Origin of the sequence: Rhizobium leguminosarum (genome assembly GCF_001679785.1) — a bacterium.
Classification (GTDB): Bacteria; Pseudomonadota; Alphaproteobacteria; order Rhizobiales; family Rhizobiaceae; genus Rhizobium; species Rhizobium leguminosarum_R.
Map to the genome: position 1 here is coordinate 357,038 of NZ_CP016286.1, position 26,330 is coordinate 383,367.

At 60.9% G+C, this 26,330-nt stretch carries 25 protein-coding genes and 2 pseudogenes; 17 read left to right on the forward strand and 10 right to left on the reverse strand.

Annotated elements, in window-relative coordinates; all coding sequences use genetic code 11:
- The first annotated feature begins 3 nt into the window (after positions 1-3).
- The 8 genes from BA011_RS01960 (at position 4) to BA011_RS01995 (ending at position 9,486) form a co-directional block, all read left to right on the forward strand.
- A complete protein-coding gene (locus BA011_RS01960) occupies positions 4-1,164 on the forward strand; it encodes a glycosyltransferase family 4 protein (protein ID WP_065279245.1) in 1,161 nt (386 codons plus the stop codon).
- Positions 1,151-3,250: a hypothetical protein gene (locus tag BA011_RS01965; RefSeq protein ID WP_065279246.1), complete on the forward strand. Its 2,100-nt coding sequence runs from the start codon at positions 1,151-1,153 to the stop codon at positions 3,248-3,250. The genes BA011_RS01960 and BA011_RS01965 overlap by 14 nt, the downstream gene beginning before the upstream one ends.
- Complete coding sequence (locus BA011_RS01970; RefSeq protein WP_065279247.1) at positions 3,247-4,134, forward strand: DUF6492 family protein; 888 nt, start codon at positions 3,247-3,249, stop codon at positions 4,132-4,134. The genes BA011_RS01965 and BA011_RS01970 overlap by 4 nt, the downstream gene beginning before the upstream one ends.
- Entirely contained in the window at positions 4,131-4,958 is an 828-nt protein-coding gene (locus BA011_RS01975; RefSeq protein ID WP_065279248.1) for a hypothetical protein, read from the forward strand. Before BA011_RS01970 ends, BA011_RS01975 begins: the two co-directional genes overlap by 4 nt.
- Positions 4,951-5,952 (forward strand): glycosyltransferase family 2 protein, encoded by a 1,002-nt coding sequence (locus BA011_RS01980; protein WP_065279249.1) that lies wholly within the window; start codon positions 4,951-4,953, stop codon positions 5,950-5,952. Before BA011_RS01975 ends, BA011_RS01980 begins: the two co-directional genes overlap by 8 nt.
- A 2-nt stretch (positions 5,953-5,954) precedes the next feature.
- Positions 5,955-7,334, forward strand: coding sequence for a hypothetical protein (locus tag BA011_RS01985; protein ID WP_065279250.1), 1,380 nt, complete (start codon positions 5,955-5,957; stop codon positions 7,332-7,334).
- A gap of 16 nt (positions 7,335-7,350) precedes the next feature.
- Positions 7,351-8,532 carry a glycoside hydrolase 5 family protein gene (locus BA011_RS01990; RefSeq protein ID WP_065279251.1) on the forward strand — a complete coding sequence of 394 codons (1,182 nt, stop codon included), beginning with the start codon at positions 7,351-7,353 and terminating at the stop codon, positions 8,530-8,532.
- 450 nt (positions 8,533-8,982) lie between these two features.
- Complete coding sequence (locus tag BA011_RS01995) at positions 8,983-9,486, forward strand: hypothetical protein (protein ID WP_065279252.1); 504 nt, start codon at positions 8,983-8,985, stop codon at positions 9,484-9,486.
- Between the two features lie 14 nt (positions 9,487-9,500).
- Here BA011_RS01995 and BA011_RS40995 read toward each other — a convergent pair.
- The 6 genes and pseudogenes from BA011_RS40995 to BA011_RS02020 form a co-directional block, all read right to left on the reverse strand.
- Positions 9,501-9,602 (reverse strand): annotated as a pseudogene (locus tag BA011_RS40995) (quinone oxidoreductase); the annotation flags it as partial.
- Between the two features lie 46 nt (positions 9,603-9,648).
- Positions 9,649-11,934 (reverse strand): PBP1A family penicillin-binding protein, encoded by a 2,286-nt coding sequence (locus BA011_RS02000; RefSeq protein WP_065279253.1) that lies wholly within the window; start codon positions 11,932-11,934, stop codon positions 9,649-9,651.
- Between the two features lie 185 nt (positions 11,935-12,119).
- The gene (locus tag BA011_RS02005; protein WP_065279254.1) at positions 12,120-12,761 is read right to left on the reverse strand and encodes a peroxiredoxin-like family protein; all 642 of its coding nucleotides are present in this window, start codon (positions 12,759-12,761) and stop codon (positions 12,120-12,122) included.
- Between the two features lie 309 nt (positions 12,762-13,070).
- Positions 13,071-14,567, reverse strand: coding sequence for a sulfate adenylyltransferase subunit CysN (gene cysN, locus BA011_RS02010; protein ID WP_065279255.1), 1,497 nt, complete (start codon positions 14,565-14,567; stop codon positions 13,071-13,073).
- Position 14,568: 1 nt separating this feature from the next.
- The gene (gene cysD / locus BA011_RS02015) at positions 14,569-15,522 is read right to left on the reverse strand and encodes a sulfate adenylyltransferase subunit CysD (protein WP_065279256.1); all 954 of its coding nucleotides are present in this window, start codon (positions 15,520-15,522) and stop codon (positions 14,569-14,571) included.
- Between the two features lie 114 nt (positions 15,523-15,636).
- On the reverse strand, positions 15,637-16,377 hold the full coding sequence (locus BA011_RS02020) for a phosphoadenylyl-sulfate reductase (protein WP_065279257.1): 741 nt from the start codon (positions 16,375-16,377) through the stop codon (positions 15,637-15,639).
- Positions 16,378-16,797: 420 nt separating this feature from the next.
- Here BA011_RS02020 and BA011_RS02025 point away from each other — a divergent pair, with 420 nt between their 5' ends.
- From BA011_RS02025 to BA011_RS02055, 7 genes are all read left to right on the forward strand, one after another.
- A complete protein-coding gene (locus tag BA011_RS02025) occupies positions 16,798-17,244 on the forward strand; it encodes an RrF2 family transcriptional regulator (RefSeq protein ID WP_003546399.1) in 447 nt (148 codons plus the stop codon).
- A 95-nt stretch (positions 17,245-17,339) separates the two neighbouring features.
- Positions 17,340-17,726, forward strand: a complete 387-nt coding sequence (locus BA011_RS02030; RefSeq protein WP_032999166.1) for a DUF6152 family protein — start codon at positions 17,340-17,342, stop codon at positions 17,724-17,726.
- A gap of 22 nt (positions 17,727-17,748) precedes the next feature.
- Positions 17,749-18,222: a DUF6644 family protein gene (locus BA011_RS02035; protein WP_065279258.1), complete on the forward strand. Its 474-nt coding sequence runs from the start codon at positions 17,749-17,751 to the stop codon at positions 18,220-18,222.
- A 119-nt stretch (positions 18,223-18,341) separates the two neighbouring features.
- The gene (locus BA011_RS02040) at positions 18,342-18,623 is read left to right on the forward strand and encodes a YlcI/YnfO family protein (protein WP_065282375.1); all 282 of its coding nucleotides are present in this window, start codon (positions 18,342-18,344) and stop codon (positions 18,621-18,623) included.
- Positions 18,620-18,919 carry a type II toxin-antitoxin system RelE/ParE family toxin gene (locus BA011_RS02045; RefSeq protein WP_065279259.1) on the forward strand — a complete coding sequence of 100 codons (300 nt, stop codon included), beginning with the start codon at positions 18,620-18,622 and terminating at the stop codon, positions 18,917-18,919. The genes BA011_RS02040 and BA011_RS02045 overlap by 4 nt, the downstream gene beginning before the upstream one ends.
- Before the next feature lie 170 nt (positions 18,920-19,089).
- Positions 19,090-19,377, forward strand: coding sequence for a type II toxin-antitoxin system HigB family toxin (locus BA011_RS02050; RefSeq protein WP_065279260.1), 288 nt, complete (start codon positions 19,090-19,092; stop codon positions 19,375-19,377).
- A gap of 4 nt (positions 19,378-19,381) precedes the next feature.
- Positions 19,382-19,789 carry a helix-turn-helix domain-containing protein gene (locus BA011_RS02055; RefSeq protein ID WP_065279261.1) on the forward strand — a complete coding sequence of 136 codons (408 nt, stop codon included), beginning with the start codon at positions 19,382-19,384 and terminating at the stop codon, positions 19,787-19,789.
- A 67-nt stretch (positions 19,790-19,856) separates the two neighbouring features.
- Here the strand turns inward: BA011_RS02055 and BA011_RS02060 are convergent.
- Positions 19,857-20,033, reverse strand: a pseudogene (locus BA011_RS02060) (choline dehydrogenase); the annotation flags it as partial.
- 79 nt (positions 20,034-20,112) lie between these two features.
- Entirely contained in the window at positions 20,113-20,652 is a 540-nt protein-coding gene (locus BA011_RS02065; protein ID WP_065279263.1) for a MarR family winged helix-turn-helix transcriptional regulator, read from the reverse strand.
- An 89-nt stretch (positions 20,653-20,741) separates the two neighbouring features.
- Here BA011_RS02065 and BA011_RS02070 point away from each other — a divergent pair, with 89 nt between their 5' ends.
- Both BA011_RS02070 and BA011_RS02075 read left to right on the forward strand, forming a co-directional pair.
- Positions 20,742-21,542, forward strand: a complete 801-nt coding sequence (locus BA011_RS02070; protein WP_065279264.1) for an SDR family NAD(P)-dependent oxidoreductase — start codon at positions 20,742-20,744, stop codon at positions 21,540-21,542.
- A gap of 93 nt (positions 21,543-21,635) precedes the next feature.
- Positions 21,636-22,733, forward strand: coding sequence for an NADH:flavin oxidoreductase/NADH oxidase (locus tag BA011_RS02075; protein WP_065279265.1), 1,098 nt, complete (start codon positions 21,636-21,638; stop codon positions 22,731-22,733).
- Positions 22,734-22,847: 114 nt separating this feature from the next.
- Here BA011_RS02075 and betA read toward each other — a convergent pair whose 3' ends face one another.
- Both betA and betB read right to left on the reverse strand, forming a co-directional pair.
- On the reverse strand, positions 22,848-24,497 hold the full coding sequence (gene betA / locus BA011_RS02080) for a choline dehydrogenase (protein ID WP_065279266.1): 1,650 nt from the start codon (positions 24,495-24,497) through the stop codon (positions 22,848-22,850).
- A 228-nt stretch (positions 24,498-24,725) separates the two neighbouring features.
- Positions 24,726-26,189 carry a betaine-aldehyde dehydrogenase gene (betB, locus tag BA011_RS02085; protein WP_065279267.1) on the reverse strand — a complete coding sequence of 488 codons (1,464 nt, stop codon included), beginning with the start codon at positions 26,187-26,189 and terminating at the stop codon, positions 24,726-24,728.
- Positions 26,190-26,330 lie beyond the last annotated feature (141 nt).

The following is a 26,330-nucleotide window of genomic DNA, read 5'->3' on the forward strand; positions in this document are numbered from 1 at the left end:
CGCATGATGCGCATTTTGATGCTCAGCGCGAGATACCTGCCTTTTGCCGGAGGAACGGAAACCCATGTAAGCGAGGTCGCAATCCGGCTCGTGCGCAAGGGGCATACGGTGACGGTCTTGACGGGCAATCCCGACGGCCTTCTTCCGGCAGCGGAAACCCGAGACGGCGTGGAGATTGTCAGGCTGAGGACGTTTCCCCGTGGGCGGGATTGGTGCTTCGCCCCCGGCGTCTTCAAGGCGGTCGCCGAAGGCGATTGGGACCTGATGCATGTTCAGGGCTACCACACCTTGCTGGCACCGCTGGGAATGGCCGCCGCATCGCGGAACGGGCTTCCTTTCGTGGTCACCTTTCACAGCGGGGGCCACTCGTCACGATTTCGGTCCTCGATCCGGCGCTTCCAACATAGAATGCTTGCGCCTCTGGCTGCCAGGGCAGCGCAACTCATTGGCGTGTCGCGATTCGAAGCGGATCTGTTCAGCCACAATATGGCAATCGCGAGAGACCGGTTCATCGTGATCCCAAATGGCGCGCGCCTTCCGGAAAAGTCCGGGCGGCGGCCGGCTTCACTTTGCAATGGGCCGCTGATTGTCTCGCTCGGCAGGCTGGAGCGCTACAAAGGTCATCATCGGGCGCTTGCTGCATTTCATGTGCTAGCAACAAAATTCCCTGATATGCGCCTTCGGATCCTGGGAGAGGGGCCTTTTGAGGCGAAGCTGCGTCAGCAGGTGGCCGAGCTCGGGCTCGGCAACCGTGTCGAGATCGGGGCAATTCCGCCGACCGACCGGTCCGCAATGGCCGATCTTTTGTCTTCGGCCGCTCTTGTCGTGCTCCTCAGCGATTATGAAGCTCACCCCGTGGCGGTTATGGAGGCGCTTTCGGTCAAGGCTCCCGTACTGACCACCGACACATCCGGCTTTCGGGAGCTGGCTGAGGAGGGCCTCGTGCGATCCATTCCGCTCAACGCTTCGCCAGACTTCACCGCGCGTGAAATGCTCGCCGCCATGGACGCGGGGCCGATCTCAATCGAGACGAGGTTGCCCGACTGGGACGATTGCACGGATCGGCTGCTGATGGTGTACAGACGCGTCCTTTCGCATCCGCAGGCCGAACTGCGAACCGGTCCGGCACTGCTTGGAGATTTGAAGCACGATGACCGTTGTTAAGGGGCGGGCTTCTCCAGGCCGGCAGAAGGCCTACCAGGACGGAGCTTATCGTCATGGCTATCCAGGAAGGGTTACCATTCCACGCGTCGATCTGTGGATCGCTGCATTTCTGGGCCTGCGCAAGCAGGACAGCGCGATCGGGGATGCTGCCGATCCTTCGTCGCTGGGGATGTCGCCGGTCTTTGCCTTCCTATGCAGCTGCGCCCTTATTGTGGCCGCTCTTGCTGCAAATGCCAGTCGGCTGGGAGAGGGCTGGGCGGTTCCGACGTTCTATTGCGCCATCGCCGCGATCTTTCTCCCCGCGGCGGCGCGGATCATCCATCCAGGGGCCAGCCGCCTGGAGCGCTTGGCGCTCATAATGATCGTGACCTCAGCCCTCTTCGTGGTGCGCCTCATCCGCGCACCCGTCGCCTTCATAGACCATGACGAATTCCTGCACTGGGCGACGGTGAACGACATTCTGGAGGCGGGGCGACTGTTCCTGCCCAATCCCCTTTTGCCGGTCAGCCCCCTCTATCCCGGGCTGGAGCTCATAACGTCCGCCTTGGTCAACCTGTCCGGACTGTCCGTCTTCGCGGCAGGCCTCATCGTATTGGCGGCCGCACGGATGATGCTGATGTGCGCGCTCTTCCTGCTCTTTGAGAAGATCACGGGCTCGGCACGGATCGCCTCCATCGCCTGCCTGATCTACATGGGCTCGTCCGCGTTTTTGCTGTTTGACGTCCACTACTCCTATGAAAGCCTGGCGATCCCCATGCTTGCGGCGGTGCTGTTGGCTTCGGAAAGCCGACGCATCGAGCGAAGCGACGCGGCAGGCTGGCCGACGGTCGTCGCCACCATGGTCCTGATCGTGGCTCTCGCGGCTACTCATCATCTCACCTCCTATTTTTGCACGGCCCTTTTGTGCGGCACGGCGGTGATGGAATGCCTGCGACAGGGCGCGTCCGCTATGCAGAGGCGGCAGGCGATCCTGCTGGCCTCGATCGCCGTGATTGCTCCGGTCGCCTGGTCGAAGATCGTCGGGAACCCCACCGGCAGCTACATCCTTCCCGTACTGGCAGGCGGCATACACGAGGTAGCGCAACTCCTATCGAACTCGACCGCGACGCGTAAGCTTTTCGTGTCGGACACGGGAGCCTTGGCGCCTGCGTGGCAACGTTATCTGACGATGGCGGGCGTCGCGCTGATCTGCCTGGGACTTCTCACCGGCTTTCTCCGCTCGCTCGTTTTCAATGGGCAGCACCCGAATGCGAGTATCCTCTGGCCGCCGACCAGATGGCGCCTATGGCGGTCAAGCCCTCTCGTCGTCCTCGTTTTGGTGACGCTGGCCTATCCTGTCAGCATCATCTTCCGCCTGACGCGCAGTGGGTGGGAGATCGGCAACCGCATCGGCTCGCTATCTTTCCTCGGCGTCGCAATTGTCGTCGCGGTGGCCGTCGCGGCATTCTGGCACGGCACGTCGCGTGGCTGGCTGCGCGCAACGGCGCTTGCCGCCGCCGCAACGACGGTGCTGATTGGTGGCGTCATCAGCTCCGAGGGGCCGCGTATCCTGGTTCCGGCCGGCTATGAAGTTTCGGCCGACTCCTCGTCGATAGAACCGATGGGGATCAGCGCCGCAAAGTGGACCAGGGAATGGCTGGGCGGCGACCGGCATTTCGCAACCGACCGGATCAATCGCCTGCTCCTGTCCACCTACGGCCGGCAAAAGGTCTCGACCACGCTTGAGAGCGGGCAGGACACAGGCATGGCCATCACCGCTGCCGATCTCGGCTCGATGGAACGCAAGCTGCTGATCGGCTCGAGCGTTGGTTTCGTCATGGTCGATCTGCGCATGACCACTGGCCTGCCCGGCGTCGGCGTCTATTTCGACGGCGGCGCACAGGACCGAAACCACACGGTCCCCCTCCAGGCATCGTCGCTGCTCAAGTTCAATTCCGAGCCCGATGTCGACCGCACCTTCGACAACGGCTTCATGGTCATTTTCGATGTCGGGCGGCTCGGGAAAACAAGGCAGCCCGCCGTCCCTGGTAAGCGGACCGGAGAGCCGGTGCAATCCTTGGGACGAACAGACGGAGATTTGCAATGATCGATAGCCGTATCGACGCTTTCATGTGCGTCCATTCGCGGGACATCGAATATTTGCTCGAAGCGTCCCTTCGCTCCTACCAGCAGCATTTCCCCGACAAGGGAAACCTGACCATGGTCACCGACAACCCGGCCGCTTTAAGAGCCTTCCTCGACGCGAAGGGTCTCGTGCCCGGCGCAGCCGTCACCGGCGACAACGACTGGCTTTCGGCACGCGAACTGGAACTTCCCGGCTGGTTTCGGCAGCAGATCGTCAAGCTGCGCGCCTTCGAATTCTGCCGCACCGAGCATTTCTGTAATCTGGGTGCGGATACGCTGCTGCTGCGGCCCATCGCGACGACCGATCTGATCGACCGGGGCGAACCGGTTCTCTATTATTCCAGCCACAGGTTGCCCGATCTGCATTACCGTTTCGAGAAGCAACGGTTGCGCAATGTTGCAAAGATCCTCGGCGTCGAGCCGGCTCGATCTTTTCGCTACGTCGATTTCATCAACGATTTCTTCTGCTTCAAGCGTGAATGGCTCATCGCGCTGAATGACTACATCGCGTCGAAATACGGCTCAAAACCCTACGTCGAGCTGCTCAACGGTCTCAGCGCGTCAAAAGACCAGACACGGTTCGGAGAATGGACACTCTATTCCGTCTTTCTGCTCGATGTGATGCACCTGTCGCCGACGATGCGCGATGCGCGCGGGGCCTATCTGACGCAGATCCATAGCCGTCTCGGCCTCACTCTGAGCCGGCTGGACAGCAAGATCGTTCATCTCGTCCAGAAATCCTTCGACCCCAACGTGATACGGCAGAAGCTCATGAAGGTGAACCCAGGCGCCGCGCAGATCATCGGCGCGACGGCATGGGTGGATGCAGGAGTTCGTCCCCGATGATGGCCCGTCGTGTCTTTCTGGGAATCATTCCGCTGTGGGTTCTTGCCGCTGCCTTGGCCGTAACGTGGCTGCCCGAAACCTTCTCGACCTGGGAGAAGGTGGTCCGCCTGGCGCTCTGCGCGCCACTGATATTGTATTTCCCTGGCTGCATGCTGGTGGACACCCTGCGCATCGAGGGCGACACAGTCACAAGGGGGACGTTCGCGGTGTTCCTGAGCTTCGCGACCTGCATTTTTTGCGGCCTTCTGCTGCATGTCGCCGGGCATCTCGATGCGCGAGGCTGGGTATACGCGTTGGGCCTGACGACTATTGCCGTTCGGTGGCTGAATGTCGTTTTGCAGCTCGCAAGGCCGGTTCCAGCCATTCCCTGGGCCTGGCCCGGCCGCCGTTTTGGGGCATTCGCAGTTTCCATGATCTTGGCGACGAGTTCCGTCCTCATGGCGCGCCCGGTCGCGCTTGAACACAAGCCGTTTCAGTTCACTGAGCTTTGGATGGTGCCCAAATGGACCTGGACGAACAATGTGGTAACGGTCGGCGTGCGCAATTCGGAAGACGCCAGGACGCTTTACAGTCTTGACCTTGTTCTGGGCGGCACATTGATTGGAAAGATGCCAGCCTTCGAACTGGCGCCTTCCTCCAGTCAAACCTTCGAATTCTCCATACCGACAAAAACGCACCCTCCCGCACGGCTGGAAGCCTGGCTCTACAAGGGCGGCGACAGGGGAACGATCTACCGCAAGGTCTGGATGACCATCGACGCGCTCCAGTCGCCGGCACCGACCGGAATAACCCTTCAGTTCGCCCCGGAGCTGAAGAATGGATAATTTCCAGCACCCCTTACCCGGCAGGCTCACGACGGCAATCGTCATCTGCTGCTATTCCGACAAGCGCTGGGACATTCTCAATAAGGCAATCGAGGCGGCAGCGCGCCAGGTCCCGGCCGCGGACGAGATCGTTGTTATCGTCGATCACAATCCGGCACTCGCGCTGCGTCTGCGCGCCAAGCGCTTCGAAACCCCGCTCAGCATCGTCGAGAATATTCATTCGCCCGGCCTCTCCGGTGCCCGCAACACCGGGATTTCTGTCAGCTGCGGCGAGGTCATCCTGTTTCTCGACGACGACGCCGTGGCGGATCAAGATTTGCTGGCGACCTTGGTGCGGCAACTCGAGGATCCCTCGGTTCTGGGCGCCGTATCCGCCATCCGCCCCTTGTGGGAAACAGACCGTCCGTCCTGGTTTCCCGACGAATTCCTGTGGACCCTCGGCTGCACCTATCGCGGCCTTCATCCGGGGGCGGTGCGCAACCTCATCGGCGCGTCGATGTGCATCCGCCGCTCCGTCTTCGATCATACGGGCGGCTTCGATTCCGGCTTGGGCCGAACGGCCAAGGCTTTGCCGCTCGGATGCGAGGAAACCGAACTCTGCATCCGTGCAACCAAGGCCTTGCCGCATGGCCGTTTCGTCTTCGAGCCATCGAGCGGCAGCGATCACGCCATACCCGCCGATCGCGCAACGTGGAAGTATTTCCTCCACCGCTGCTGGGCCGAAGGGCTTTCAAAGGCCAGCCTCTCGTTGATGGCGGGCTCCGGCGAGGCGCTGGCGTCGGAAAAGACCTATGTGACCAGGACGCTGCCGCAAGGGGTTATGCGGGGATTCGCCGATGTGCTGCTTGGCCAGCCGAGCGGCCTTCTTCGGGCCGTCGCGCTGGGCGCCGGCCTGGCGGCCACTGTGGCCGGCTTCGCTCTCGGCCGGACCCGCGCTGCCCTTACGCGACCGTTCACCTCCGTTCCTGCTCGCGCTCTCGAACCGGTGGAATAGGCATGATGACCCTCAGCGCCGCCATGACTAAGGTCCGCAGCCTCCTGATCAATCAGGCGGTTTTGCTCCTCAATGCAGGCATGCTGGGGCTTGGAACGTTGATGACGGCCGTTCTCGGCTTCGTCTACTGGTGGTTCGCGGCGCGTTCCTTCTCGGCCGAGGCTGTCGGGCTCGCCGCCGCCGCCATATCGTTGATGAATCTCCTCGCGAATCTCGGGGAAGTCGGTCTCGGGCCCTTCCTGATGGGCGAGATAGGCCGTCAGAAAAGAGCGGGCCCCTTTCTGACGGGCGCCCTCCTGGCCTCGTTCAGCGCCTCCATCATGGTGGGGCTGATCTATCTTGCTATCGCAGCCCGGACATCGACGCAGCTTGGCTCGATCGTCGGTTCCTCAGCGACCGATCTCTTCTTCGTCGGTGCTTGCGCTCTGACGGCCGTGACCCTCGTGCTCGACCAAGCCCTTGTTGGCCTTCTGCGCAGCGGCCTTCAACTGGCCCGAAATGTTGTCTTTGCCGCCAGCAAGCTTCTTCTGTTGGTCGCTCTCGGCCTGACACTAGGCCGGGCGAGCAGCGAACTGGCGATCTTCACCACCTGGTTTACCGGCCAGCTTGTCTCGCTGGTCGTCGTGGCCGGGCTTCTTGTTTATGCCGGTGGGCACGTTTTCCACCGGCCGGAGATCCGCGCCTTCCGCCCGGTGCTCGGACAGGTTTTCGGCCATCATACGCTCAGCATGGCTGTTCAGGCGCCGGCGCTGCTGCTGCCCTTCGTCGTCACGGTGATGCTGTCCGCTGAGATCAACGCCGCCTTCTATGCCGCCTGGACGGTGCTGAACGTCGCGCTTCTCGTCCCTGCGTCACTCGCCTCGGTGTTGTTTGCCATCGCTGTTCGGGAGCCGGAGCTATTTCCCGCGCGCCTGCGCCTGTCGCTCGGCTTGTCGATGCTGGTTTGCGCGGCGACCGCCTTGGCGTTCCTCTTCCTGTCGCGCTTCATGCTCTGGATATTCAATCCGGCCTATGCTGTGATTGCAGGAAATAGTCTCCAGTTTCTGGGCGTTGCCGCTTTCGGAATGGCGTTGAAGTATCATTATCTGGCGGTTCAACGTGTCCGGCGGCGCCTGGGTTTTGCTACGCTCGTTCTGACCGGCGGTGCGGTGCTGGAGATCGCGGCCGCCGTCGGTGGTGCGCAATTCGGGATCGCCGGCACTGCCAACTTCTGGGTCATTGCTGTTCTTCTGGAAGGCCTCCTTCTGTGCCCGGCATTGTATTGGGCCGCGCGGCGCACTGCGACGCCGTCCGCCACCGCGCCATCAGCGGCTGCCGGCGTCTCGACATACGGCAATGTCCTCGACAAGGCAGACCAAATCGGAATTGCGTCACGGGCTTGAAAGGGAGTTTCTTCGCATGAGGCCTATTCACCATTTCCGGAATTTCGCTGTCGGCGCTGCGGCGGTGGCGCTTTTTTGGTCTGCTCAAGTCGGATCTGCGGACGCGCAGTCATCTCCGCAGCAATCTTTCGTCACGACGAAAGAGGGGGGCTTCCTGCTGGACGGCAAGCCATTTCGCGTGGCCGGCGTCAACAACCATTATCTGACATTTGGCTCGTCAGGCGAAGTCACGCGCGTGTTGGACGATGCCACGGCAATGGGTGCCAATGTGGTGCGCACCTTCCTGCAACCGGTTATAGGGTCGCTGGACGGCCGGGTGCCGACGATCTGGAATTCAAAAAGCACGGCCGATTCCAGCAATCTGGGAACCAAGGGCATCTACATGATGAGTTGGGATCCGATAACCAACAAGATGGTTCCCAACGACGGACCTGACGGCTTGCAAAAGGTCGATTACCTCATCGCGGAAGCGGCGAAGCGCAAGCTTAAGCTGATCCTCGCATTCGTCGATTTCTGGGCCTATACGGGCGGTGCCCAGCAGATGAATGCCTGGTACGGGAGTTCGGACAAATACACCTTTTTTGCCGCTGATCCGCGAACCCGACGCGATTACAAGGCATGGGTCGGGCATGTTCTGTCGCGCGTCAACACGATTACTGGTGTGCGCTATTCCGATGACCCCACCATATTTGCCTGGGATCTGGCCAATGAACCTGACATCCATCCCAAACCGCTCCTTCATGACTGGGTGTCGGAAATGTCAGCCTATGTCAAATCCCTGGCACCGAAACAGCTCGTCACGACGGGCCATGGGAACATGGAACAGAAGCTGGCGGATATGAACATTCCGAGCGTCGATTTCGGCACGTGGCATGGCTACCCATCCTACGTCAAAATGAGCCATTCCGATTTTGACGCCCGCATTCGCGAATACTGCGCGATCGCACGAAATATCGGAAAACCGGTGATCCTGGAGGAATTTGGAGTTCCCCGATCCGATCCCGATCAGGCAAATGCCTATGAAACTTGGCTGAACACGATCGCCACGTCGGATTGCGGAGGCTGGGTGGTCTGGCGGCTCACCAGCACGCAGGACTCGGGCCTCTATCCTGAGGACGACCACGACAAATTCGATATCCATAACGATGGAGGCGCTGCTTGGCAGGCTCTGCGCGCCGCCGCCCTCAAGTTTCAATAATCAGGGCCACCGGAGCCATTCCGCCGTTCAGCATTCGTCGTCTTGAGCGATGGATCGGGTACGACATCGGGTGTTGCCATTCGATTTGATGGCTGCCAACAACATGTGGCATATCGCTTGAAGGCGGAAACCGATTTCAAGAAGAAAACATACGTGACACGACGATCGGAAGCGCGCCCGCGAACCGGGATGGTTGCGCGAACGAACAAATGACAGCGATCTCAACACGCCAGAGTATTGACCTAAATGCTTCCATATTTTCTTGCGATCTAAACTGGGTCTCTAGCTTCGCCAAATATTCGCGGTATATCCAGGATATCGGGGACAAGTTGGAGATTTTCGAAGGTCAACAGTTGGCAATATGAATAATGCGGACGGCTCGCTCCCAGAAGCGGTATCGTATATTGACTCATCATCGGGCTATCCCGATTCGAAAGAGGGATTCCGGCAGTGAACTCTTCACGCTTTCTCCAATCAATCGTCGAAGCCGAGTCCCATGATACACGCTTGAATTTCGCCCGCGCCGCGATTTTTCAGCTTTATAGTGCTTGCCTGCCAACCGGTTCTGCGCCGGCTCAGTTTTCCGTCGAACTCACTCTATCTGAAGAAGAAGCGGTCACGCTTGTCGTACGGCCGTTCGTCAATAAGGTGGAAGCACTTGGCGGGCTTGTGAAATCCCTGTTTTCGACAAACGCGGAAACCGTACTGCGAGCCCTGCCATGCAGGGTGGAGGATAAGCTTGGATCCGGCATTGGATTGATACTTTTCGTCGACGACGAGCCGATGATTACCATCGGATCTCTCGCGGATAACAGCGGACTGTTTCTCCGCCAGATAGAGCCCGCATCCGGGAATACTCCCGGGGTTGCCACAATCGGTACGGTGGTAGGCCAACGACTTGCCAGTGTGGTTCCTATTCCGACTGGATCTCTCCATCTGCGTAAGCCGAAATAACGGGCTCTGACCGATCAAGGTATCAGCAGGATACTGCCCGCCGAGCGTCGAGATTCCATCTCTTCGTGCACCTTCGCAACATCGGCCAAACGATATTCAGCACCGATCTGCGAAACGGGTGTGAGGCAAGGATGACCGGTGCTCGATCTCTGCCGAATCACATCACTTTTCACAAAGCCGTCGGCTGCCGGAATATGGCTGATATGTACAATCGGACGGCCGAAAAGAGCGGTAACTGCGCGCGCAGGCGGTGATGTTACAGGACAGGGGTGCGCCTTGACCATCGACTACTGCTTCGGTCGATCGCATTCCGTTCAGCGTCGGTTCGGTCGTTGCCTCACGCATGAAGTCCCGCCAGATATGCGCTGGCAGGTCGCCGCCCGTCACCCCCTTCATCGGCGCGTCATCATCATTGCCGACCCAGACACCGACGACGAGCGCTTCCGTGAAGCCGACGAACCAGGCATCACGATTGTTCTGGCTCGTGCCGGTTTTACCGGCCGCAAACGTGCCGGGATCTGCCCCACGTCCAGTGCCGTGCTCGACCACCAACTGCAGCAGGCCGAGGAGGTCGGACTGGTAGGGCGAAAGATCGACATTCGGCTTTGCTTGTAAGCCAACTCGAAACGTCTTGGGCTGCCCTGCCGCCTGGAAGTCGATGATGCCCCAGGGCCTGACAGGTGCCCTGCCGAGTTGGACGGACGCATAGGCGCTGGTGAGGTTAAGCAGATTTACTTCTGATGTGCCAAGCGCCAAAGACGGCGTATTTGCCAGTGGCGCATCGATGCCGAGTTCACGCGCTGCGGCAATCACATTGTCCAGCCCTACCTCTTCGGCAAGCGCCACTGTCGCGGCATTGAGCGATCGCGCGAACGCCTCGGCAAGCGTTACCCAGCCGCGATAATTGCCACCGGAATTTTCTGGCGACCAGCCATTGATGTCAATTGGCGCGTCCGGAACCTGGTCAGACAAGGTGAGCCCAGCCTTCAATGCTGCGTAATAGACGAATAGCTTGAAGGTGGAACCCGGCTGGCGCATCGCAGTGACGGCGCGGTTGAACTGGCTTGCCTTGTAGTCGCGCCCTCCAACCATCGCTACGACCGCGCCGTCGGGCGTCATCGCAACCAAGGCCGCCTGCGATGCTTCGACTGTCTTTCCCTCACTGTCCAGGGCTCTTTTCACGACCTTTTCGGCGATCTGCTGCAACCGCGGCACCAGCGTGGTGCGCACCGTCGTCGAACCTGGCGAGGAGCCGGCGATTTCGCTTGCTTGCGGTGAAATCCAGTCGGCAAACCAGCTTCCGGAGCGCGGCGTGGGCGTCGTTGGGTGCAGCCTGGCAAAGCTCGTCTTGGCCTCCGCCGCCTGTGGCTCGGTGATCTTGCCATTGGCTGCCATCGCGTCGAGAACCACCAGGGTTCGCTGCCGGGCGCCTTCGAAATTGTCGATGGGATTCCATTGGCTCGGCGCCCGCAGCAACCCCGCCAGCATCGCCGACTCCGGCAGGTTGAGTGCGCCGATGTCCTTGTTGAAATAGATGCGCGCGGCGGCAGGCATGCCGGTGGCGCCCGCGCCAAGATAGACGCTGTTGAGATAGCGCGTCAGGATTTCCGCCTTGCCGAGCTTCCACTCCAGCCAGAATGCGATGACGACCTCCTGTATCTTTCGCTTTATGGTTCGGTCGCTGTCGAGGTATTGCAGCTTGATGAGTTGCTGGGTGATCGTGCTGCCACCCTCCACCACCGCGCCAGCCTCCAAGTTCCGCAGAAGCGCTCTCCCGATGCCCCTGGGGTCGACGCCGAAATGATCCATGAACCGGCGATCCTCGATTGAAAGGACGGAATCGATCAGATGGGGCGGAAACTGGTCGTATCGAGCATATGGCCCTTGATAAGGTCCCTGTCTTACCAATGGCGCGCCGTCGGCAGTTTCCAGCACGACGATCGGCTTTAATGTTCCATCCCGGATTTCGCTCCAGGGCACGTCTTTCAGTGCCCACACCAGCACGCTTCCTGCGATGAGGCAGACAAGCAAGGCCAACCCGATAGCGAATTTCCGCCAGCCCGCAATGAACGGAGCGCTTCGTCGACTGTCATGCGGCTTTGAACGCTGACCGCGCCCCACTCTGACCAAAGCACTCGTCATCCACTTAAAGGGAGCGGACGCGATTCCGGGCCGCGTCGACCTCAGCTTCGTCCTCCAAGACAAGGCGGCCGTCTTGATCTTTGCCAAAACAGAACTTGCCTGCAAATCTTGGCGCAGCGCACGCAACAGAGTCCTGGCGGCCCGTCGAGTGTGGCCGAATGATCCGTTGGGCGGTTGCGAGTCGTCGGCTTGAGTGCTTCCCGGCGGATCCGAGGCGGCCACTTGCGCTGGCGAATTTGGTGTCTGATCGCGACCCGAGCTCGAGTTGCTAACGCTTTCACCTGAGGATTCGGGAGAATTGGGCATCGATTACCGCGAAAAAGCCAACGCACAATGACCTTTATAGCCGGGTGACGCGGAGTGTTCCACCGCAAAAGGCCGCAACGGTTCCGAGGAGTTTCCGGGCTCGATGCCCTCGGGCTGCAAGGCAACGATCTGCGCGTCGAAGAGAAGGCCGACTTTCGGCTAGTCGTCGAGCGAGTTTTTCGCTGTTAATGTGCGACTTGGGAAGCGACCGACATCAATTCCTGGGAATTTAATGCATTATATGTCTGGAGACCAGCCTCCAGAACTTCAGTGAAGCTCCAGCGTACGATGCCCTCCCGGTCGATTAGGAACTGACCGACAAGCTGCCCGTGGTCGGCAGCCATCATCTGCTGATCGGCTTCCGTCATTTGATATCCTTCCTTCTTGTTGAGAAATTCGTCCATTGCCTTCACGCCCATAGGCTCGGGCAACTCGCCAGGAAGATCGATCCGTATCGCCATGAGCGTGTCGATCCCGACCTCGCGTAAGCCGAAGGCTTGGTGCGAAGCCCGCACCGGATCGGAAGCAGCAAGAAGATCGGGTATCGGATGGTAACGGAAATAGAGCCGCGCGCGTTCGACCGGGGTGTTTACCACCGCCAGGGATTGGACGCCTTTCTCACGCAGCATCGGGTTGAGATATGCCATGGCCGCGACATGCCGCCGACAGAACGGACAATGCAGGCCTCGAAACAAACCGATCAACAACGGGCTGCGGCCACGAAAATCATCAAGTGCGATCTTCCCCTCGCGCGAGATCGCATCAAACACAACGTTCGGGACCCGGTCGCCCGGTTGTAGCGGATGGTCGACATAGCGCGTGGACATGGACAACCTCCTCGCTCGGGGATCAGCCGAGAAAAGGCGCCACGTCAAATGCTTCGAGGTCTAGATTGAGCGTTGCAAGGCCTGACCTCTCGTCTTACCGCACCGCCGGGATCCGATCTAAGAATGGCCTCACATTGGCCCGTGGGCAAGCGGTAAACAGCGAATCGTGAATTGAAAAGGTTCGTTTTCTGCGAATTCTGATTTTTTTAGCGGCCGTAGAGGCCGACAGGGAATCCGCTAGCCCTGCAGCCAGCGGATTCGGCTGCGGTGAGGGGCCAGTCTTGCTGGCCCCTTGTCCCTTATCCCTTATCAGATATCGCTTGCAGCGCTCGACCAGAGGTCGGCGGCTTCGGCGGCCGTCATGCGCCGCACCTCGGCCTCGTGGCTGCGGCTGGCGAAGAGTTCGCTCGCCATGATCTGTTCGGCAAGATCGGCCGGGAGCGAGAGGATGACGCGGGCTTCGCCATTGTGCAGGCCGCCAAGTTCGGTGCGCTTGCCGGTCACCATGCCGCCGGCGACCGTGTTGTTGGTCTCCGGATCGATCAGGATGAAGGAGCCGGAAAGCCGGTTCTGCTCATAGGGATCGAAGATCGCCGCTTCGTCGAAGACGAGCCGGACTTTGCCGATGGCGTTCATGTAGAGCCGCTGGGCGGCGTTCCAGGCGCCGGTCTTCAGCTCCAGCTGGCTGAGCGGCTGCACTTGGACACGCTGGCGGCGGCTGCCGCTCTTCAGCCAGTAACGCTTGCCGGGCTCGATACCCTCAGGCTGCAGCGCGACGATCTGCGCGTCGAAGGCAAGGCCGACCTGCGGCTGGGCGTCGATCGAGACGATCATGTCGCCGCGCGCCACATCGACCTGGCGATCGAGCACCAGGGTGATCGCGTCGCCGGCAACGGCGGCGTTGCGGACGAGATCGAAGGTGACGATCTTCGAGACATTGGCGACCATGCCGGACGGCAGGATCATGACGCTGTCGCCCGGCTTGACCGAGCCGCCGGCAACCGTGCCCTGATAGCCGCGGAAGCTTTCGCCCGGACGCGAGACGCGCTGGACGGAAAGGCGGAAGCCGACCGTCTGCGACGAGCGCACGGTGGCAAGCTCCAGCGTCTCCACCAGCGACGGGCCGGTGTACCAGGGCATGGCGGCCTGGCCGGAATAGACGACGTTTTCGCCCTTCAGCGCCGACATCGGAATGGCGGTGATCTGCTTGACGCCGAGCGACAGGGCAAATTCCCGGAAGTCATGGCTGATCTTGTCGAAGCCGGCGCGGTCGTAGCCTGTCAGGTCGATCTTGTTGACGGCAAGCACGAACTGCTTGATCCCGAGCAGCGAGGCGATCGTCGCGTGGCGGCGCGTCTGCTCGAGAATGCCGAAGCGCGCATCGACCAGCAGGATGGCGAGATCGGCGGTCGAGGCGCCGGTCGCCATGTTGCGGGTATATTGCTCATGGCCGGGCGTGTCGGCGACGATGAAGGAGCGCTTGTCGGTCGAGAAATAGCGATAGGCGACATCGATGGTGATGCCCTGTTCGCGCTCGGCCTGCAGGCCGTCGAGCAGTAGCGCGAAGTCGGGCAGGCCGAGATCGTTCTGCTTGCCGGTGGAATCGCGTTGCAGCGTGGCGGCCTGGTCTTCCTTGACCGCCTTGGTGTCCCAGAGCAGGCGGCCGATCAGGGTCGACTTGCCGTCATCGACGCTGCCGCAGGTGATGAGGCGCAGCGGCCTGGTATCGCGCAGGGCCTTGAGCGGCTCGGCGGCGGGCAGGTTGACGACGGTTGCGGCCGAGACGGCGGTTTGGGCTGCGGTCATCTCAGAAATATCCTTCACGCTTCTTCTTTTCCATGGAGCCGGACTGGTCGCGATCGATGGCGCGGCCTTGGCGTTCGGACACCGTTGCAATTTCGAGTTCGGCAATCACCTCTTCGAGGGTGGTGGCCTGTGAGCGGATGGCGCCGGTCAGCGGGAAGTCGCCGAGGGTGCGGAAGCGGATCATGCCTTGCTGGCGGACTTCACCGGGCAGCAGTTCCAGGCGCGGATCCTCGGCCAGGATCATCATGCCGTCGCGCTCCACGAACGGCCGCTTCTTGGCGTAATAGAGCGGCACCAGCGGAATGTCCTCGGCCTGGATGTAGCGCCAGATATCGACTTCGGTCCAGTTCGACAGCGGGAAGGCGCGCACGCTCTCGCCCTTGCGGATCATGCCGTTATAGACATTCCAGAGTTCCGGCCGTTGGTTTCGTGGATCCCAGCGATGATCGGGCGTGCGGAAGGAGTAGATCCGCTCCTTGGCGCGGCTGGCTTCCTCATCGCGCCGCGCGCCGCCGAAAGCGGCGTCGAATTGGCCGGCATCGAGCGCCTGGCGCAGCCCCTCGGTCTTCATAATGTCGGTGAAGGCGGCCGATCCATGCGTGAACGGCGTGATGTTTTCGGCCTTGCCGCGCGGATTGATGTGCTCGATCAGATCGAGATCGTACTTCTTCGCGGTCTCGTCGCGGAAGGCGATCATCTCGGAAAACTTCCAGCCGGTGTTCACATGCAAGAGCGGGAAGGGCACGCGGCCGGGATAGAAGGCCTTGCGCGCCAGATGCAGCAGCACCGAGGAATCCTTGCCGATCGAATAGAGCATGACGGGACGCTCGAATTCGGCCGCAACCTCGCGGAAGATGTGGATGGATTCGTTTTCCAGCGCTTTCAGATGCGGGTCGAGCGGCGCCTTGGCGCTCTGCGGATTGCTGAGTTCCGTATCCGGACGGCTATCGGGCATGTTTTACTCCAGACTGTCGATCGTTTGCGGGTGCCCGCAAAGCAATTCCTTGATGTTGGTTTTCCCAAGGCTGCGGCGGTCGCCGCGCCCTGATTGGGAAAGCCGTGGGGTGATTTACTGTGCGGCGATCGCTGCGGCCTCTTCGGCGACATGCAGGCCGCATTCGCGCGTCTCGTCCTGCTCCCACCACCAGCGGCCGGCGCGCTCCGGCTCGCCGGGCTTGATCGCCCGCGTGCAGGGCTCGCAGCCGATCGAGGGGTAACCGCGGGCGTGCAGCGGATTGACCGGCACGCCGTTTGCGGAAACGAAGGCCTTGATCGCCTCCAAGTCCCAGTCGGCGAGCGGATTGACCTTCAGCAGGTGGCGTTCGGCGTCGTATTCGGCAAAGGGCGTCTCGGCGCGGTTGGCCGATTGGCCGCGGCGCAGGCCGGTGATCCAGATCGCAGCACCTTCGAGGGCACGCGCAAGCGGCTTCAGCTTGCGCACGCCGCAACAGGCATGCCGGGCTTCGACGCTCTCGTAGAAACCGTTAAGGCCGTATTGCGCCGCATAGGCGTCGATATCGGCCTTCTCGGGCTCGAAGCGATGGATATGGATGTCGTACTGGCTTTCAGTCTCTTCGATCAGCGACAGCGTCTCGGCAAACAGCCGGCCGGTCTGCAGCGTCGCGATATCGATCGGCAGGCGGTGCGTGCCGATCCCGGCGGTGATCACCTGGTCCTCGATGCCGAGTGACGTGGTGAACACCACGCGGCCGCCAAGGCCGGAGACCAGCGACAGTCGTCCGGCAAGGTCGAGGCCTGCCAGCCGGTCGTTCAGCGCCTCGGCCTCTGCGATGGGATTGTTAACAGTCATGAGAATCCTGTCCTTTGTTGACGGGAGTATCGCAGTTCACGCATGGATCGGACAGAAAAAGGGATTTCGAAAGCTGCGGCCGGAGGAGCAAATATCTCTCCGAAGCTGCCGCGATGCAGAAAAGTAGCCGCCTGCGGATGAAAATCCACATCGGCAGCTCGAATGTCTATAGAAATAGTAGGGTTACACACAGCCTGTCAATCCGAAATCTGAAGTGATGCCGAAAATGGTGCAGAAAGCGCGGTTTTGGCATAGATTGAGAGAGCTTGGCCGAGGGCGAAAAACAAGGCCAAAACGCTTGTCTCTCAAGGCTTTCTCCGGCGCGTTCAAATTCCGTTCATGCTGGTTGTGTCATAGAGGCAAAAGTACTTCCGTAGCGGTGCGGAAATTCGCGCCGCCTGTGTGTGTCGATGGTCAAAAATGATTACGCAAAAGGCGAAATATGCGCTGCGGGCGCTCACGGTCTTGGCTGATGCCGATGCCGACGAACCGGTGATGATTTCCGATATCGCGGCGCAGCAGAAGATCCCGAAGAAGTTCCTCGAACAGATCCTGCTCGACCTGAAACATCACGGCGTCGTCGCCAGCCGTCGCGGTAAGCAGGGCGGTTATCTCCTGCTGAAGCCCGCCCACACCATCACCTTCGGCGAGATCCTGCGCATCATCGACGGCCCGATCGCGCCGCTTCCGTGCCTCTCGATCACCGCCTACCGCCGGTGCGACGATTGCGACGGCGAACAGAACTGCCAGATCCGCCATGTCTTCGCCAAGGTGGCGGACGCCACCCGCAAGGTGCTGTTCTCCACCACCATCGCCGATGCCATCGCCCCAAAGCACAGCGCCGAAGTCACTCGGCTGCTGGCCTGAGCATACGCCCGCCTCTTGCTTCAAGATTTGGTGAAATCCCTTTTCTTCCAGTCGGGATGCTCCACCTGCCTGCTCATGCTGGTAGGGAGAATATCATGTTTGGAATTTCAGCACAGCGAGTAGTGGCTGCGGCCATCCTCTCGGCGGCCCTCGCCACAGGTGCTGCCGCTCATCACGGCTGGTCGTGGGCCGAGGCGGATCAGATCGAGCTGCGCGGCACCATCCAAAAGATCTCCATGGGCGGACCACATCCGACGCTCGACGTTGCCACCGCCGATGACGGCGTCTGGCTCGTCGAACTCGGTAATCCGCGCCAGACGGAACGCTCCGGTTTCGTCGAAGGTGTGGCCAAGCCCGGCGACCAGGTGGTGGCCCTTGGAAACCGTTCGCAGGATGCAAAAGAGAAGCGGCTGAAGGCCGTGCGCCTCACCATCGGCGAGAAGCGCTACGATATCTATCCCGACCGCATCAAGACGAACTGACCTCTGGGCGAACTGACCTGTCGTGATGGACACTCTCGAATGGCTGTCGGCTACCACGCCTGCGCTCGCGCTCCGGCGCTCCGGAACGCTCTACATGTTCGTCAACGCCGCCCATATCCTGGCGATCGGCCTTTTGGTCGGCGCCATCCTCCCGCTCGATCTGAGGCTCGCCGGCTTCTTCCGCAAGGTGCCGGTTGAGATCGTCGCGCCGTTTCTGTCACGCTCCGCCAGCGTCGGCCTCGCCGCGGCCATTGTCACCGGCTTCTGCCTCTTCAGCGTCAGGGCGGTCGAATATGCCGGCAATCCCGCCTTCCTTGCCAAGCTCGGGCTGATTGCCTTTGGATTGCTCAACGTGCTCGCGGTGCATACCGGGCAGGGCTGGCGAATGGCAACCACGGTCGGCATTCTACGCCCTGCCATAAGAGTTTCGGCGGCTCTGTCGGCGGCGACATGGATCGCCGCGCTGGTGGCGGGACGCTGGATCGGATTTCTATGATGTGATCGCTCCCGATTTTCTCAACCGCGGCGCATATGAATTGCGTCAGGTGGAGGGGAGTTGAATATAACACGATGATCCATCATATTGCATTGCAATTGCAACGCATGAGGAACGTCATGAAAACGGCATCGCTCCCGTCTCTTCGCGTGGATCCTGAATTGCGCGCTGCCGCCGAAAGCGTTCTCAAAGAAGGCGAGAGCTTGTCGTCGCTGATAGAGGACTCTCTTCGCCGCCAGATCGATTATAGAAAGACCCAAGCGGAGTTCATCGCGCGGGGTCTGGTTGGCTTGGCTGACGCGCAGCGGACTGGTGTGTTTTACACAACGGACGACATTCAGGAGTTGATGCGCAAAAAGCTTGAAAAGGCGAAAGCCCGTAAAGCAGCACAGCAGAAATGACCTTCGAGCTAAAGTATACCCAGACCTTCTATGAAGATCTGGACCGGCTCGCCGATTTTCTGATCGAACGTGATCCGGATTTGGCGGAACGTGCCCTCAGCGCCATCCAAAAAGCGCTGATGATACTCCAGGATTTCCCGCTTATGGCCAGACGCGCATCTGCGGATGATCCTTTGCTGCGCGAGCTCGTCGTACCATTCGGTTCAGCCGGACATGTCATTCTTTTCAAAGTGATGAATGAAACGAGCGTCATTGTCCTCGCCGTCCGTCACCAGCGCGAAGAAGATTACCACTGACTATCTGTCGCTGACCACCCAGCGCAGATTGACCACGGCTCCTGGTTCGAGCGCGCCAGCGGTTTGCGCATCGTCCGCCGGTCTTCGATCTCTTCCATAGCAACTTGCTATAATCGGATAGTTGCGCTAGATTGCAGCCATAGCAAAATGCGATACACGATTCCGGATTTATGCACGTCATCACGCGGAAAAAAATCTGGGAGGCGAAAGACCGATGGCCTCAAACAGCCAATGCCCTGGATACCTGGTATCGACTGATGAAGTCGTCGGAGCCGACAGACTTCGCCGACATGAAATCACTGTTTCCGGCAACGGACAAAGTCGGGCGGCACCACGTGTTCGACATTGGCGGCAACAAGCTGCGCTTGATCGCGGTGGTGCACTACAAATTTAGGAAGGTCTATATTCAGCGGATTATGGATCATGCCGAGTACGACAAAGGAGCATGGAAGGGTTAGGCCGATGAGCGCACTTGTAAAACTGGTAAGCGAGCACTGGACGCATGTGGCTCCTCTTCTTGCCATGCCGGGCAATGAAGCTGAGTATGATCATCTCGTGAAGCAACTTGACGAGATTCTCGCTGAAGTAGGCGACGATGAGGATCATCCTTTGGCGTTGCTTGCGTCTCGCATGGCGGACCTTGTTGAGGCCTATGACGAGCAAAACCGCCCAATGCCTCCGGTGACTGGCGCCGATGCACTCCGTTATGTCATGGAGGAGCGCAGCCTTGGCCAGTCCGAACTGCCGGAAGTGGGCGCTCAGTCCGTCGTGTCTGAGATTTTGAGCGGGAAGCGACAAATCAATGTTCGACAAGCCCGCGCTCTGAGTGAGCGATTTCTGATACCGGCATCCGTATTTCTATCGCTCTGACGATAGACATTCCCGACGACCAGCGACAACCGGTCGGTGGCAGTGCTGCCCAATAGCTCTCTACGCTTCAGCGGTCGCTGACGGCCGCGCGCGGGTTGATCCACGGCTCCTGGTTTGAGCGCGCCAGCGGTTGTTTGCCGAGGATATGGTCGGCCGCCTTCTCTCCCGTCATGATCGAGTGTCCGTTCAGGTTGCCATAGGTGACGTACGGGAAGATCGAACTGTCGGCGACGCGCACCCTGTCGAAGGCTCGCGCGGCACGGCGGCTTCGACGTGGTTGTTCGAATCTATCCCCCGAATCCTCTGCCGCGACCATCCCACAGTCAGCCTCGCAGCATGCGACGAGCTTCGTAAGCTTCCAGGAACTCCGGAGAGGCGACGTCATCGGCCAGCGCGCGCAGCGCAGCCGCGGAAGGACCCAGCACCACCTCAACGCGCTGATTGGCATCAGCCCACAGGGCCAATGCCTCGTGCAGGCGTTGCTCGCCGGACGGCGTCAGCATTGCGTGCTTCGTCCGGCCATCATGTTCGTCAGGCATGAGCTCGACCAGTCCGTCCCGGACGAGCGGGCGAAGGGCGTGGGTCAAAGCGGAAATGCTGACGGCAAGGCGCTCAGCGAGCAATAGCAAGGTTGGCCATCCATGGCTGCCCTCGTGCAACGCTGCGATCTGGGTCAGAAGCCCGACCTGGGTGGCCTTCAGGCCGGTTGGCGCCACCGCCTCATCATAAATCTGCCCCAACCGCCGTGACGCGCGCCGGAGGGCGGTGTTTGTGCACACGAGTTCGGCCAGGAGTTCCGGCGGGCTCAGTCTGCCCGCGCGCAACTCCTCCCCTGGATCACCAATCGACAGTTTTTTGCCCATCCCAATAAAATAGTTGAGGGCTCATCCATTGACAAGACGACATCGCGACCATACGTAAACTTGAGCACTCAACCAAATAGGATTTTGACATGTCTGCATCATCGCTCAAGCCCGTCGCCCTCGTCACCGGCGCCTCCGCTGGCATCGGCGCCATCTATGCGGCGCGCCTCGCTGAAAAGGGGTATGACCTCATCCTCGTCGCCCGGCGGGCCGATCGTCTGAAGGCGCTCTCGGACAAGCTCGGCGCTGCCCACGGCACGAAAGTCGAGGTCGTGGAAGCCGACCTGACGAAAGACGCCGACCTCACCCGCGTCGAAAAGGTGCTGAAGGACAATTCAGCGATCACGCTCCTCGTCAACAACGCCGGCAACTCGACCTTGGCTCCGGTCGCCAAGACCGCTGAGGAAGACGCGGCCGCGATGATCGCACTCAACGTCACTGCGCTCACGCGGCTGACACACGCCGTTCTGCCTGCATTCCTCAGCCGCAACCACGGCGCGATCATCAACGTCGCTTCGGTCTTGTCCTTTCATGCCCTGCCGATTAGCGCGATCTACAGCGGCACCAAGGGCTATGTGATGAACTTCAGCCGGGGTCTGCAGCAGGAATTGGCTGGGACCAATGTCCGCCTGCAACTCGTCATGCCGGCGGCCACGGCGACCGAACTCTGGGATTTGTCGGGCGTACCGCTGGCGTCGCTCAACCAGGCGACCGTCATGACGTCGGAAAACCTGGTCGACGCCGCCCTGGCCGGTTTCGACAAGGGCGAAGATATCACGCTGCCATCCGTTGCCGACGCCAGTCTGTGGGACAAGTTCGACCAAGCCCGATCCACACTGTTCGCCGCGACGCAGACCGGTGAACCTGCGCCCCGTTACCGCGCCGTCTAGACACCCGAAGGATCGAGCGCACGGATTAACCCCTACGCCAGCGGCGTCGGCAGATCCGTGCGGTTGATTGATATTCATTTTAAGGAGATTCCATTGCCCAGCTTGTTCGACCAATTCACGCTGAAAGGCGTCATCCTCCGAAACCGCATCGCGGTATCCCCTATGTGCCAATATTCCGCAACGGATGGCGTTCCGAACGACTGGCACGCCGTCCATCTCACAAGCTTTGCGCGCGGTGGCGCTGGCCTCGTCAACGTCGAAGCCACGGCTGTCTCTCCGGAGGGGCGGATCACGCCGGGCTGCACCGGTCTTTGGAATGATGTCCAGGCCGAGGCTTTTGAGCCGATCGTCGCCGGCATCGAAAAGGCGGGCGCGGTTGCAGGGATCCAGATCGGCCACGCCGGCCGCAAGGCCAGTGCAAACCGTCCTTGGGAAGGCGACGATCATATCGCCGATAGCGATTCGCGCGGCTGGGAAACCATCGCACCGTCCGCCATCGCGTTCGGCGGCGGCTTGGCCAAGGTGCCGCGCGCCATGACGAAGGCCGACATAGATCGCGTCCGCGGCGATTTTGTTGCTGCAGCGATCCGCGCGCGCGACATCGGATTCCGCTGGCTCGTGCTGCATTTTGCTCACGGCTATCTCGGCCAGAGCTTCTTCTCGCCGCATTCGAACCAGCGCGACGACGAATATGGCGGCAGCGCCGATAACCGTGGACGCTTTCTTCTCGAGACGCTGGCAGCCGTTCGTGAGGTCTGGCCCGAGGATCGTCCGCTGACGGCTCGCTTCGGCGTCATCGAGTTTGACGGTCGCGACCAGGAAACCCTGCGGGACGCGATCAATCTAATCGGAAAATTCAAGGAGGCCGGCCTCGACTTCATCGACGTCAGCCTCGGCTTCTCAACCCCGGCCGCCAATATTCCCTGGGGTCCAGGGTTTATTGCGCCTTACGCCGATCAAGTCCGCAAGGCCACTGGCCTCCCCGGTGCCGCAAGTTGGAACATCACTCAGCCGGAGCAAGCGGACGAACTCATCCGAAGCGGGCAGCTTGACCTGGTTATGATCGGCAAGGCGATGCTCGCCAATCCGCATTGGCCGTACTCAGCGGCGCGCAAGCTCGGTGTCGAGCGTCCGTCCTGGACATTGCCTGCCCCTTACGCACATTGGCTCGCATCCTACCGCACTGCCTGAGTGATCGGGGCTCTCGAACAGCGTTGAGGGCCCTTGTCTCTCGGCATAAAACAAATCACGAAGTCTTTCGGTCACCTACATAGACGGACAAAGTAACGTCGGACGGCTCGCTTCTTATCGATCGCTGACGGCCGCGCGTGGGTTGACCCATGGCTCCTGGTTCGAGCGTGCCAGCGGCTGTTTGCCGAGAATATGGTCGGCCGCCTTCTCGCCGGTCATGATCGATGGTCCGTTCAGGTTGCCATAGGTGACGTGAGGGAAGATCGAGCTGTCGGCGACGCGCAGGCCATCGATGCCGATCACCCGCGTTTGCGGATCGACCACCGCCATCGGATCGTCCTTGGCGCCCATCCGGCAGGTGCCACAAGGGTGATAGGCGCTTTCCAGATGTTCGCGCAGGAAGGCGTCGATCTCCTCGTCGCTTTGCACGCTTTCCCCCGGCTGGATCTCCGGCCCGCGATAGTCGTTGAAGGCGCTCTGGCCGAAGATCTCGCGGGTGAGGCGCACGCAGTGGCGGAATTTCTCCCAATCCTCCGGATGGCTCATATAGTTGAAGCGCAGCACCGGATCGGCCTTGGGGTCGGCCGAGCGCAAGCTCACGCTGCCGCGCGATTTCGACAGGTTATAGCCGACATGAACCTGGAAGCCGTGGCTTTTCGCCGCCGCCTTGCCGTCATAGCTGATCGCCACGGGCAGGAAATGATACTGGATGTCAGGCTGCTTCAGCCCCGGCGCCGAGCGCAGGAAGGCGCAGGCTTCGAACTGGTTGGAGGCGCCGAGCCCGCCGCGCGAGAGCAGCCATTGCGCGCCCGCCACCCCCTGCCAGAACCACGGCAGCCAGGAATAGAGCGACACCGGCTTGGTGCTGACCTGCTGGAAGTAGAATTCCATATGGTCCTGCAGGTTGGCGCCGACACCCGGCCGGTCTGCCTTGACCGCAATGCCCATGTCCTGCAGATGTTGGCCCGGACCGATGCCCGACAGCATCAAGAGCTTCGGCGAGTTGAAGGAGGAGGCCGAGACGATCACCTCGCGGTTCGCCTTCACCATCTCTATTCTGCCGTTGCGCTCGATCTCGACGCCGGTCGCCCGTCCGCCCTCGATCACGATCTTGCGGGCGAAGCCATAGATGATCCCGACATTCTGCCGCTTCAGCGCCGGTCTCAGATAGGCATTGGCAGCAGACCAGCGGCGGCCGCCGAAGATCGTCTGCTCCATCAGCCCGAAGCCTTCCTGCTTGCTGCCGTTATAATCTTCCGTCGTCTCGAAACCCGCCTGTTTTCCGGCCTCGACGAAGGCTTTGAAGAGCGGATTGGTGAAACCGCCGCGCTGGACATGCAGCGGCCCATCGGTGCCGCGCCAACCTTCCTCGCCGCCATGCGAATGTTCCATCCGCTTGTAATAGGGAAGCACGTCGGCATAGGCCCAGCCGCTGGCGCCGAGCTCCTCCCAGCGGTTGAAGTCCTCGGCATGGCCGCGCACATAGACCATGCCGTTGATTGAGGAGGAGCCGCCGATCACCTTGCCGCGCGGCGCGGTGATACGCCGGTTGTTGAGGTTCGCCTCCGGCTCGGACAGATAACCCCAGTTATATCGCTTCATGCTCATCGGCCAGGCAAGCGCGGCCGGCATCTGGATGAACGGCCCAAAATCGCTGCCGCCCGCCTCGACGACGATGACGCTGTTCTTGCCGTCTTCCGACAAGCGGTAGGCGAGGGCGGAGCCGGCCGAGCCGGAGCCGATGATGACGAAATCTGCTTGCATAGTCTTGTTCCCTCGAGCTGCCATCATCCGGCTGCGTCTTGTTTTTCCCAGAGCCTGCCCCTCATCCGCCTGCCGGCACTTCTCCCCGTAAACGGGGCGAAGGGGATATGCCGCACCGCCTTTCCAACCTCGACGCTGCGTTTGGCACGTCCCCTCTCCCCGCATGCGGGGAGAGGGTTAGGGTGAGGGGCAAAGGCAAAGGCAAGGGCAAGGGCAGATGTTTTCAATTCAATAAGGCGCCACCACCGGTCCCATGCCCACGTAGACCGTCTTCAGTTCGGAATAATGCTCCAGCGCGGCCAGCGAATTCTCGCGGCCGAAGCCGGATTGTTTCGAGCCGCCGAAGGGGATTTCCACCGGGCAGAGATTATAGGTGTTGATCCACAGCGTGCCCGCTTCCAGCCGGTCGACGACGCGGTGGGCGCGGGTGAGGTCGGCGGTGAAGACGCCGCCGGAAAGGCCGAATTCGCTGGCATTGGCGCGCGCGATCACCTCGTCCTCGGCGTCGAAATCGAGCACGCACATGACAGGCCCGAAGATCTCCTCGCGGGCGATGGTCATGTCGTCGGTGACATCGGCAAACACCGTCGGCTGCACGTAATAGCCTTCGCCGGAGACGTTGTTCGGAATGCCGCCGCCGGCAATCAGCGTCGCGCCCTCGGTCTTGCCCTTCTCGATGTAGGAGATCACCTTCTCGCGCTGCGCCCAGGAGACCATAGGCCCGACCTGCGTCGCCTCGTCCATCGGATCGCCGATCAGCATCGCCTCGGTGCGCATCTTCAGCCGCTTGAGGAATTCGTCCTTGATCGCCTTCTGCACGAAGACGCGTGTGCCGTTCGAGCAGACCTGGCCGGTCGAATAGAAATTGCCGAGCATGGCGCCGCCGACCGCCGAATCGAGATCGGCATCGTCAAAGATGATCAGCGGCGACTTGCCGCCGAGTTCCATCGTCACGTGCTTGAGGTTGCCGGCCGCCGCCGCCGCCGCCCTGCGCCCCGTCGGCACCGAGCCGGTCAGCGACACCTTGGCGACATCGGCATGGTTGACGAGCAGCGGCCCGGTGTCGCGGTCGCCCTGGATCACATTGAAGAGCCCCTTCGGCAGTCCTGCCTCATGCAGGATCTCGGCGATCTTCAGCGCCCCGAGCGGCGTGTTCTCGGACGGTTTGAACACCATGGCATTGCCGCAGACAAGCGCCGGCGCAGCTTTCCAGCAGGCGATCTGCTGCGGATAGTTCCAGGCGCCGATGCCGACGCAGACGCCGAGCGGCACCCGCTTGGTATAGGCAAAATCCTGGCCGAGCGGGATCTGCGAACCGTTGAGGCCGGCCGGCGCGATACCGCCGAAGAACTCGAAGGCATCGGCACCCGAGGTCGGGTCGGCGACAACAGTCTCCTGGATTGGCTTGCCGGTATCGAGAGTCTCGAGTTCGGACAGCGCCCGGTTTCTCTCGCGCATGATGTCGGCCGCCCGTTTCAGGATGCGCCCACGCGCCATCGGGCTCATCGCCGCCCATTCCGGCTGGGCGCGTTTGGCGGCTGCGATCGCCCGCTCGACGATCGCAGGCGTTGCGGCATGCAGCCGGGCGATCACCTCGCCGGTCGCGGGATAGAGGCTCTCGATGACGGTGCCGTCGGTATCCTCGACATATTCGCCGTCGATGAAGTGCGAGGCTTTCGGCTGGGCTTTCATGTCATTTGTCCTTCGTTTTGTCGGCCACGGCATAATGAAAACGCCCTCATTCCTGTGCTCGTCACAGGAATCCCGCCACCGCGCGTCCGCGCGGTGAATGACTCTTTATTTTGGAAAATATTCCCTCTCGTGCCCAAGGAC

Coding starts and splice junctions, on each gene's coding strand:
- BA011_RS01975 (WP_065279248.1), top strand. CDS start 4,131: ATGATGGCCCGTCGTGTCTTTCTGGGAATCATTCCGCTGTGGGTTCTT.
- cysD (WP_065279256.1), bottom strand. CDS start 15,522: ATGCCCGATAGCCGTCCGGATACGGAACTCAGCAATCCGCAGAGCGCC.
- BA011_RS02040 (WP_065282375.1), top strand. CDS start 18,342: ATGAAAACGGCATCGCTCCCGTCTCTTCGCGTGGATCCTGAATTGCGC.
- cysN (WP_065279255.1), bottom strand. CDS start 14,567: ATGACCGCAGCCCAAACCGCCGTCTCGGCCGCAACCGTCGTCAACCTG.
- betA (WP_065279266.1), bottom strand. CDS start 24,497: ATGCAAGCAGATTTCGTCATCATCGGCTCCGGCTCGGCCGGCTCCGCC.
- BA011_RS01970 (WP_065279247.1), top strand. CDS start 3,247: ATGATCGATAGCCGTATCGACGCTTTCATGTGCGTCCATTCGCGGGAC.
- BA011_RS02005 (WP_065279254.1), bottom strand. CDS start 12,761: ATGTCCACGCGCTATGTCGACCATCCGCTACAACCGGGCGACCGGGTC.
- BA011_RS02055 (WP_065279261.1), top strand. CDS start 19,382: ATGAGCGCACTTGTAAAACTGGTAAGCGAGCACTGGACGCATGTGGCT.
- BA011_RS02070 (WP_065279264.1), top strand. CDS start 20,742: ATGTCTGCATCATCGCTCAAGCCCGTCGCCCTCGTCACCGGCGCCTCC.
- BA011_RS02020 (WP_065279257.1), bottom strand. CDS start 16,377: ATGACTGTTAACAATCCCATCGCAGAGGCCGAGGCGCTGAACGACCGG.
- BA011_RS01985 (WP_065279250.1), top strand. CDS start 5,955: ATGATGACCCTCAGCGCCGCCATGACTAAGGTCCGCAGCCTCCTGATC.
- BA011_RS01980 (WP_065279249.1), top strand. CDS start 4,951: ATGGATAATTTCCAGCACCCCTTACCCGGCAGGCTCACGACGGCAATC.
- BA011_RS02045 (WP_065279259.1), top strand. CDS start 18,620: ATGACCTTCGAGCTAAAGTATACCCAGACCTTCTATGAAGATCTGGAC.
- BA011_RS02025 (WP_003546399.1), top strand. CDS start 16,798: ATGATTACGCAAAAGGCGAAATATGCGCTGCGGGCGCTCACGGTCTTG.
- BA011_RS02050 (WP_065279260.1), top strand. CDS start 19,090: ATGCACGTCATCACGCGGAAAAAAATCTGGGAGGCGAAAGACCGATGG.
- BA011_RS02000 (WP_065279253.1), bottom strand. CDS start 11,934: ATGCCCAATTCTCCCGAATCCTCAGGTGAAAGCGTTAGCAACTCGAGC.
- betB (WP_065279267.1), bottom strand. CDS start 26,189: ATGAAAGCCCAGCCGAAAGCCTCGCACTTCATCGACGGCGAATATGTC.
- BA011_RS01965 (WP_065279246.1), top strand. CDS start 1,151: ATGACCGTTGTTAAGGGGCGGGCTTCTCCAGGCCGGCAGAAGGCCTAC.
- BA011_RS02065 (WP_065279263.1), bottom strand. CDS start 20,652: ATGGGCAAAAAACTGTCGATTGGTGATCCAGGGGAGGAGTTGCGCGCG.
- BA011_RS02030 (WP_032999166.1), top strand. CDS start 17,340: ATGTTTGGAATTTCAGCACAGCGAGTAGTGGCTGCGGCCATCCTCTCG.
- BA011_RS01960 (WP_065279245.1), top strand. CDS start 4: ATGATGCGCATTTTGATGCTCAGCGCGAGATACCTGCCTTTTGCCGGA.
- BA011_RS01990 (WP_065279251.1), top strand. CDS start 7,351: ATGAGGCCTATTCACCATTTCCGGAATTTCGCTGTCGGCGCTGCGGCG.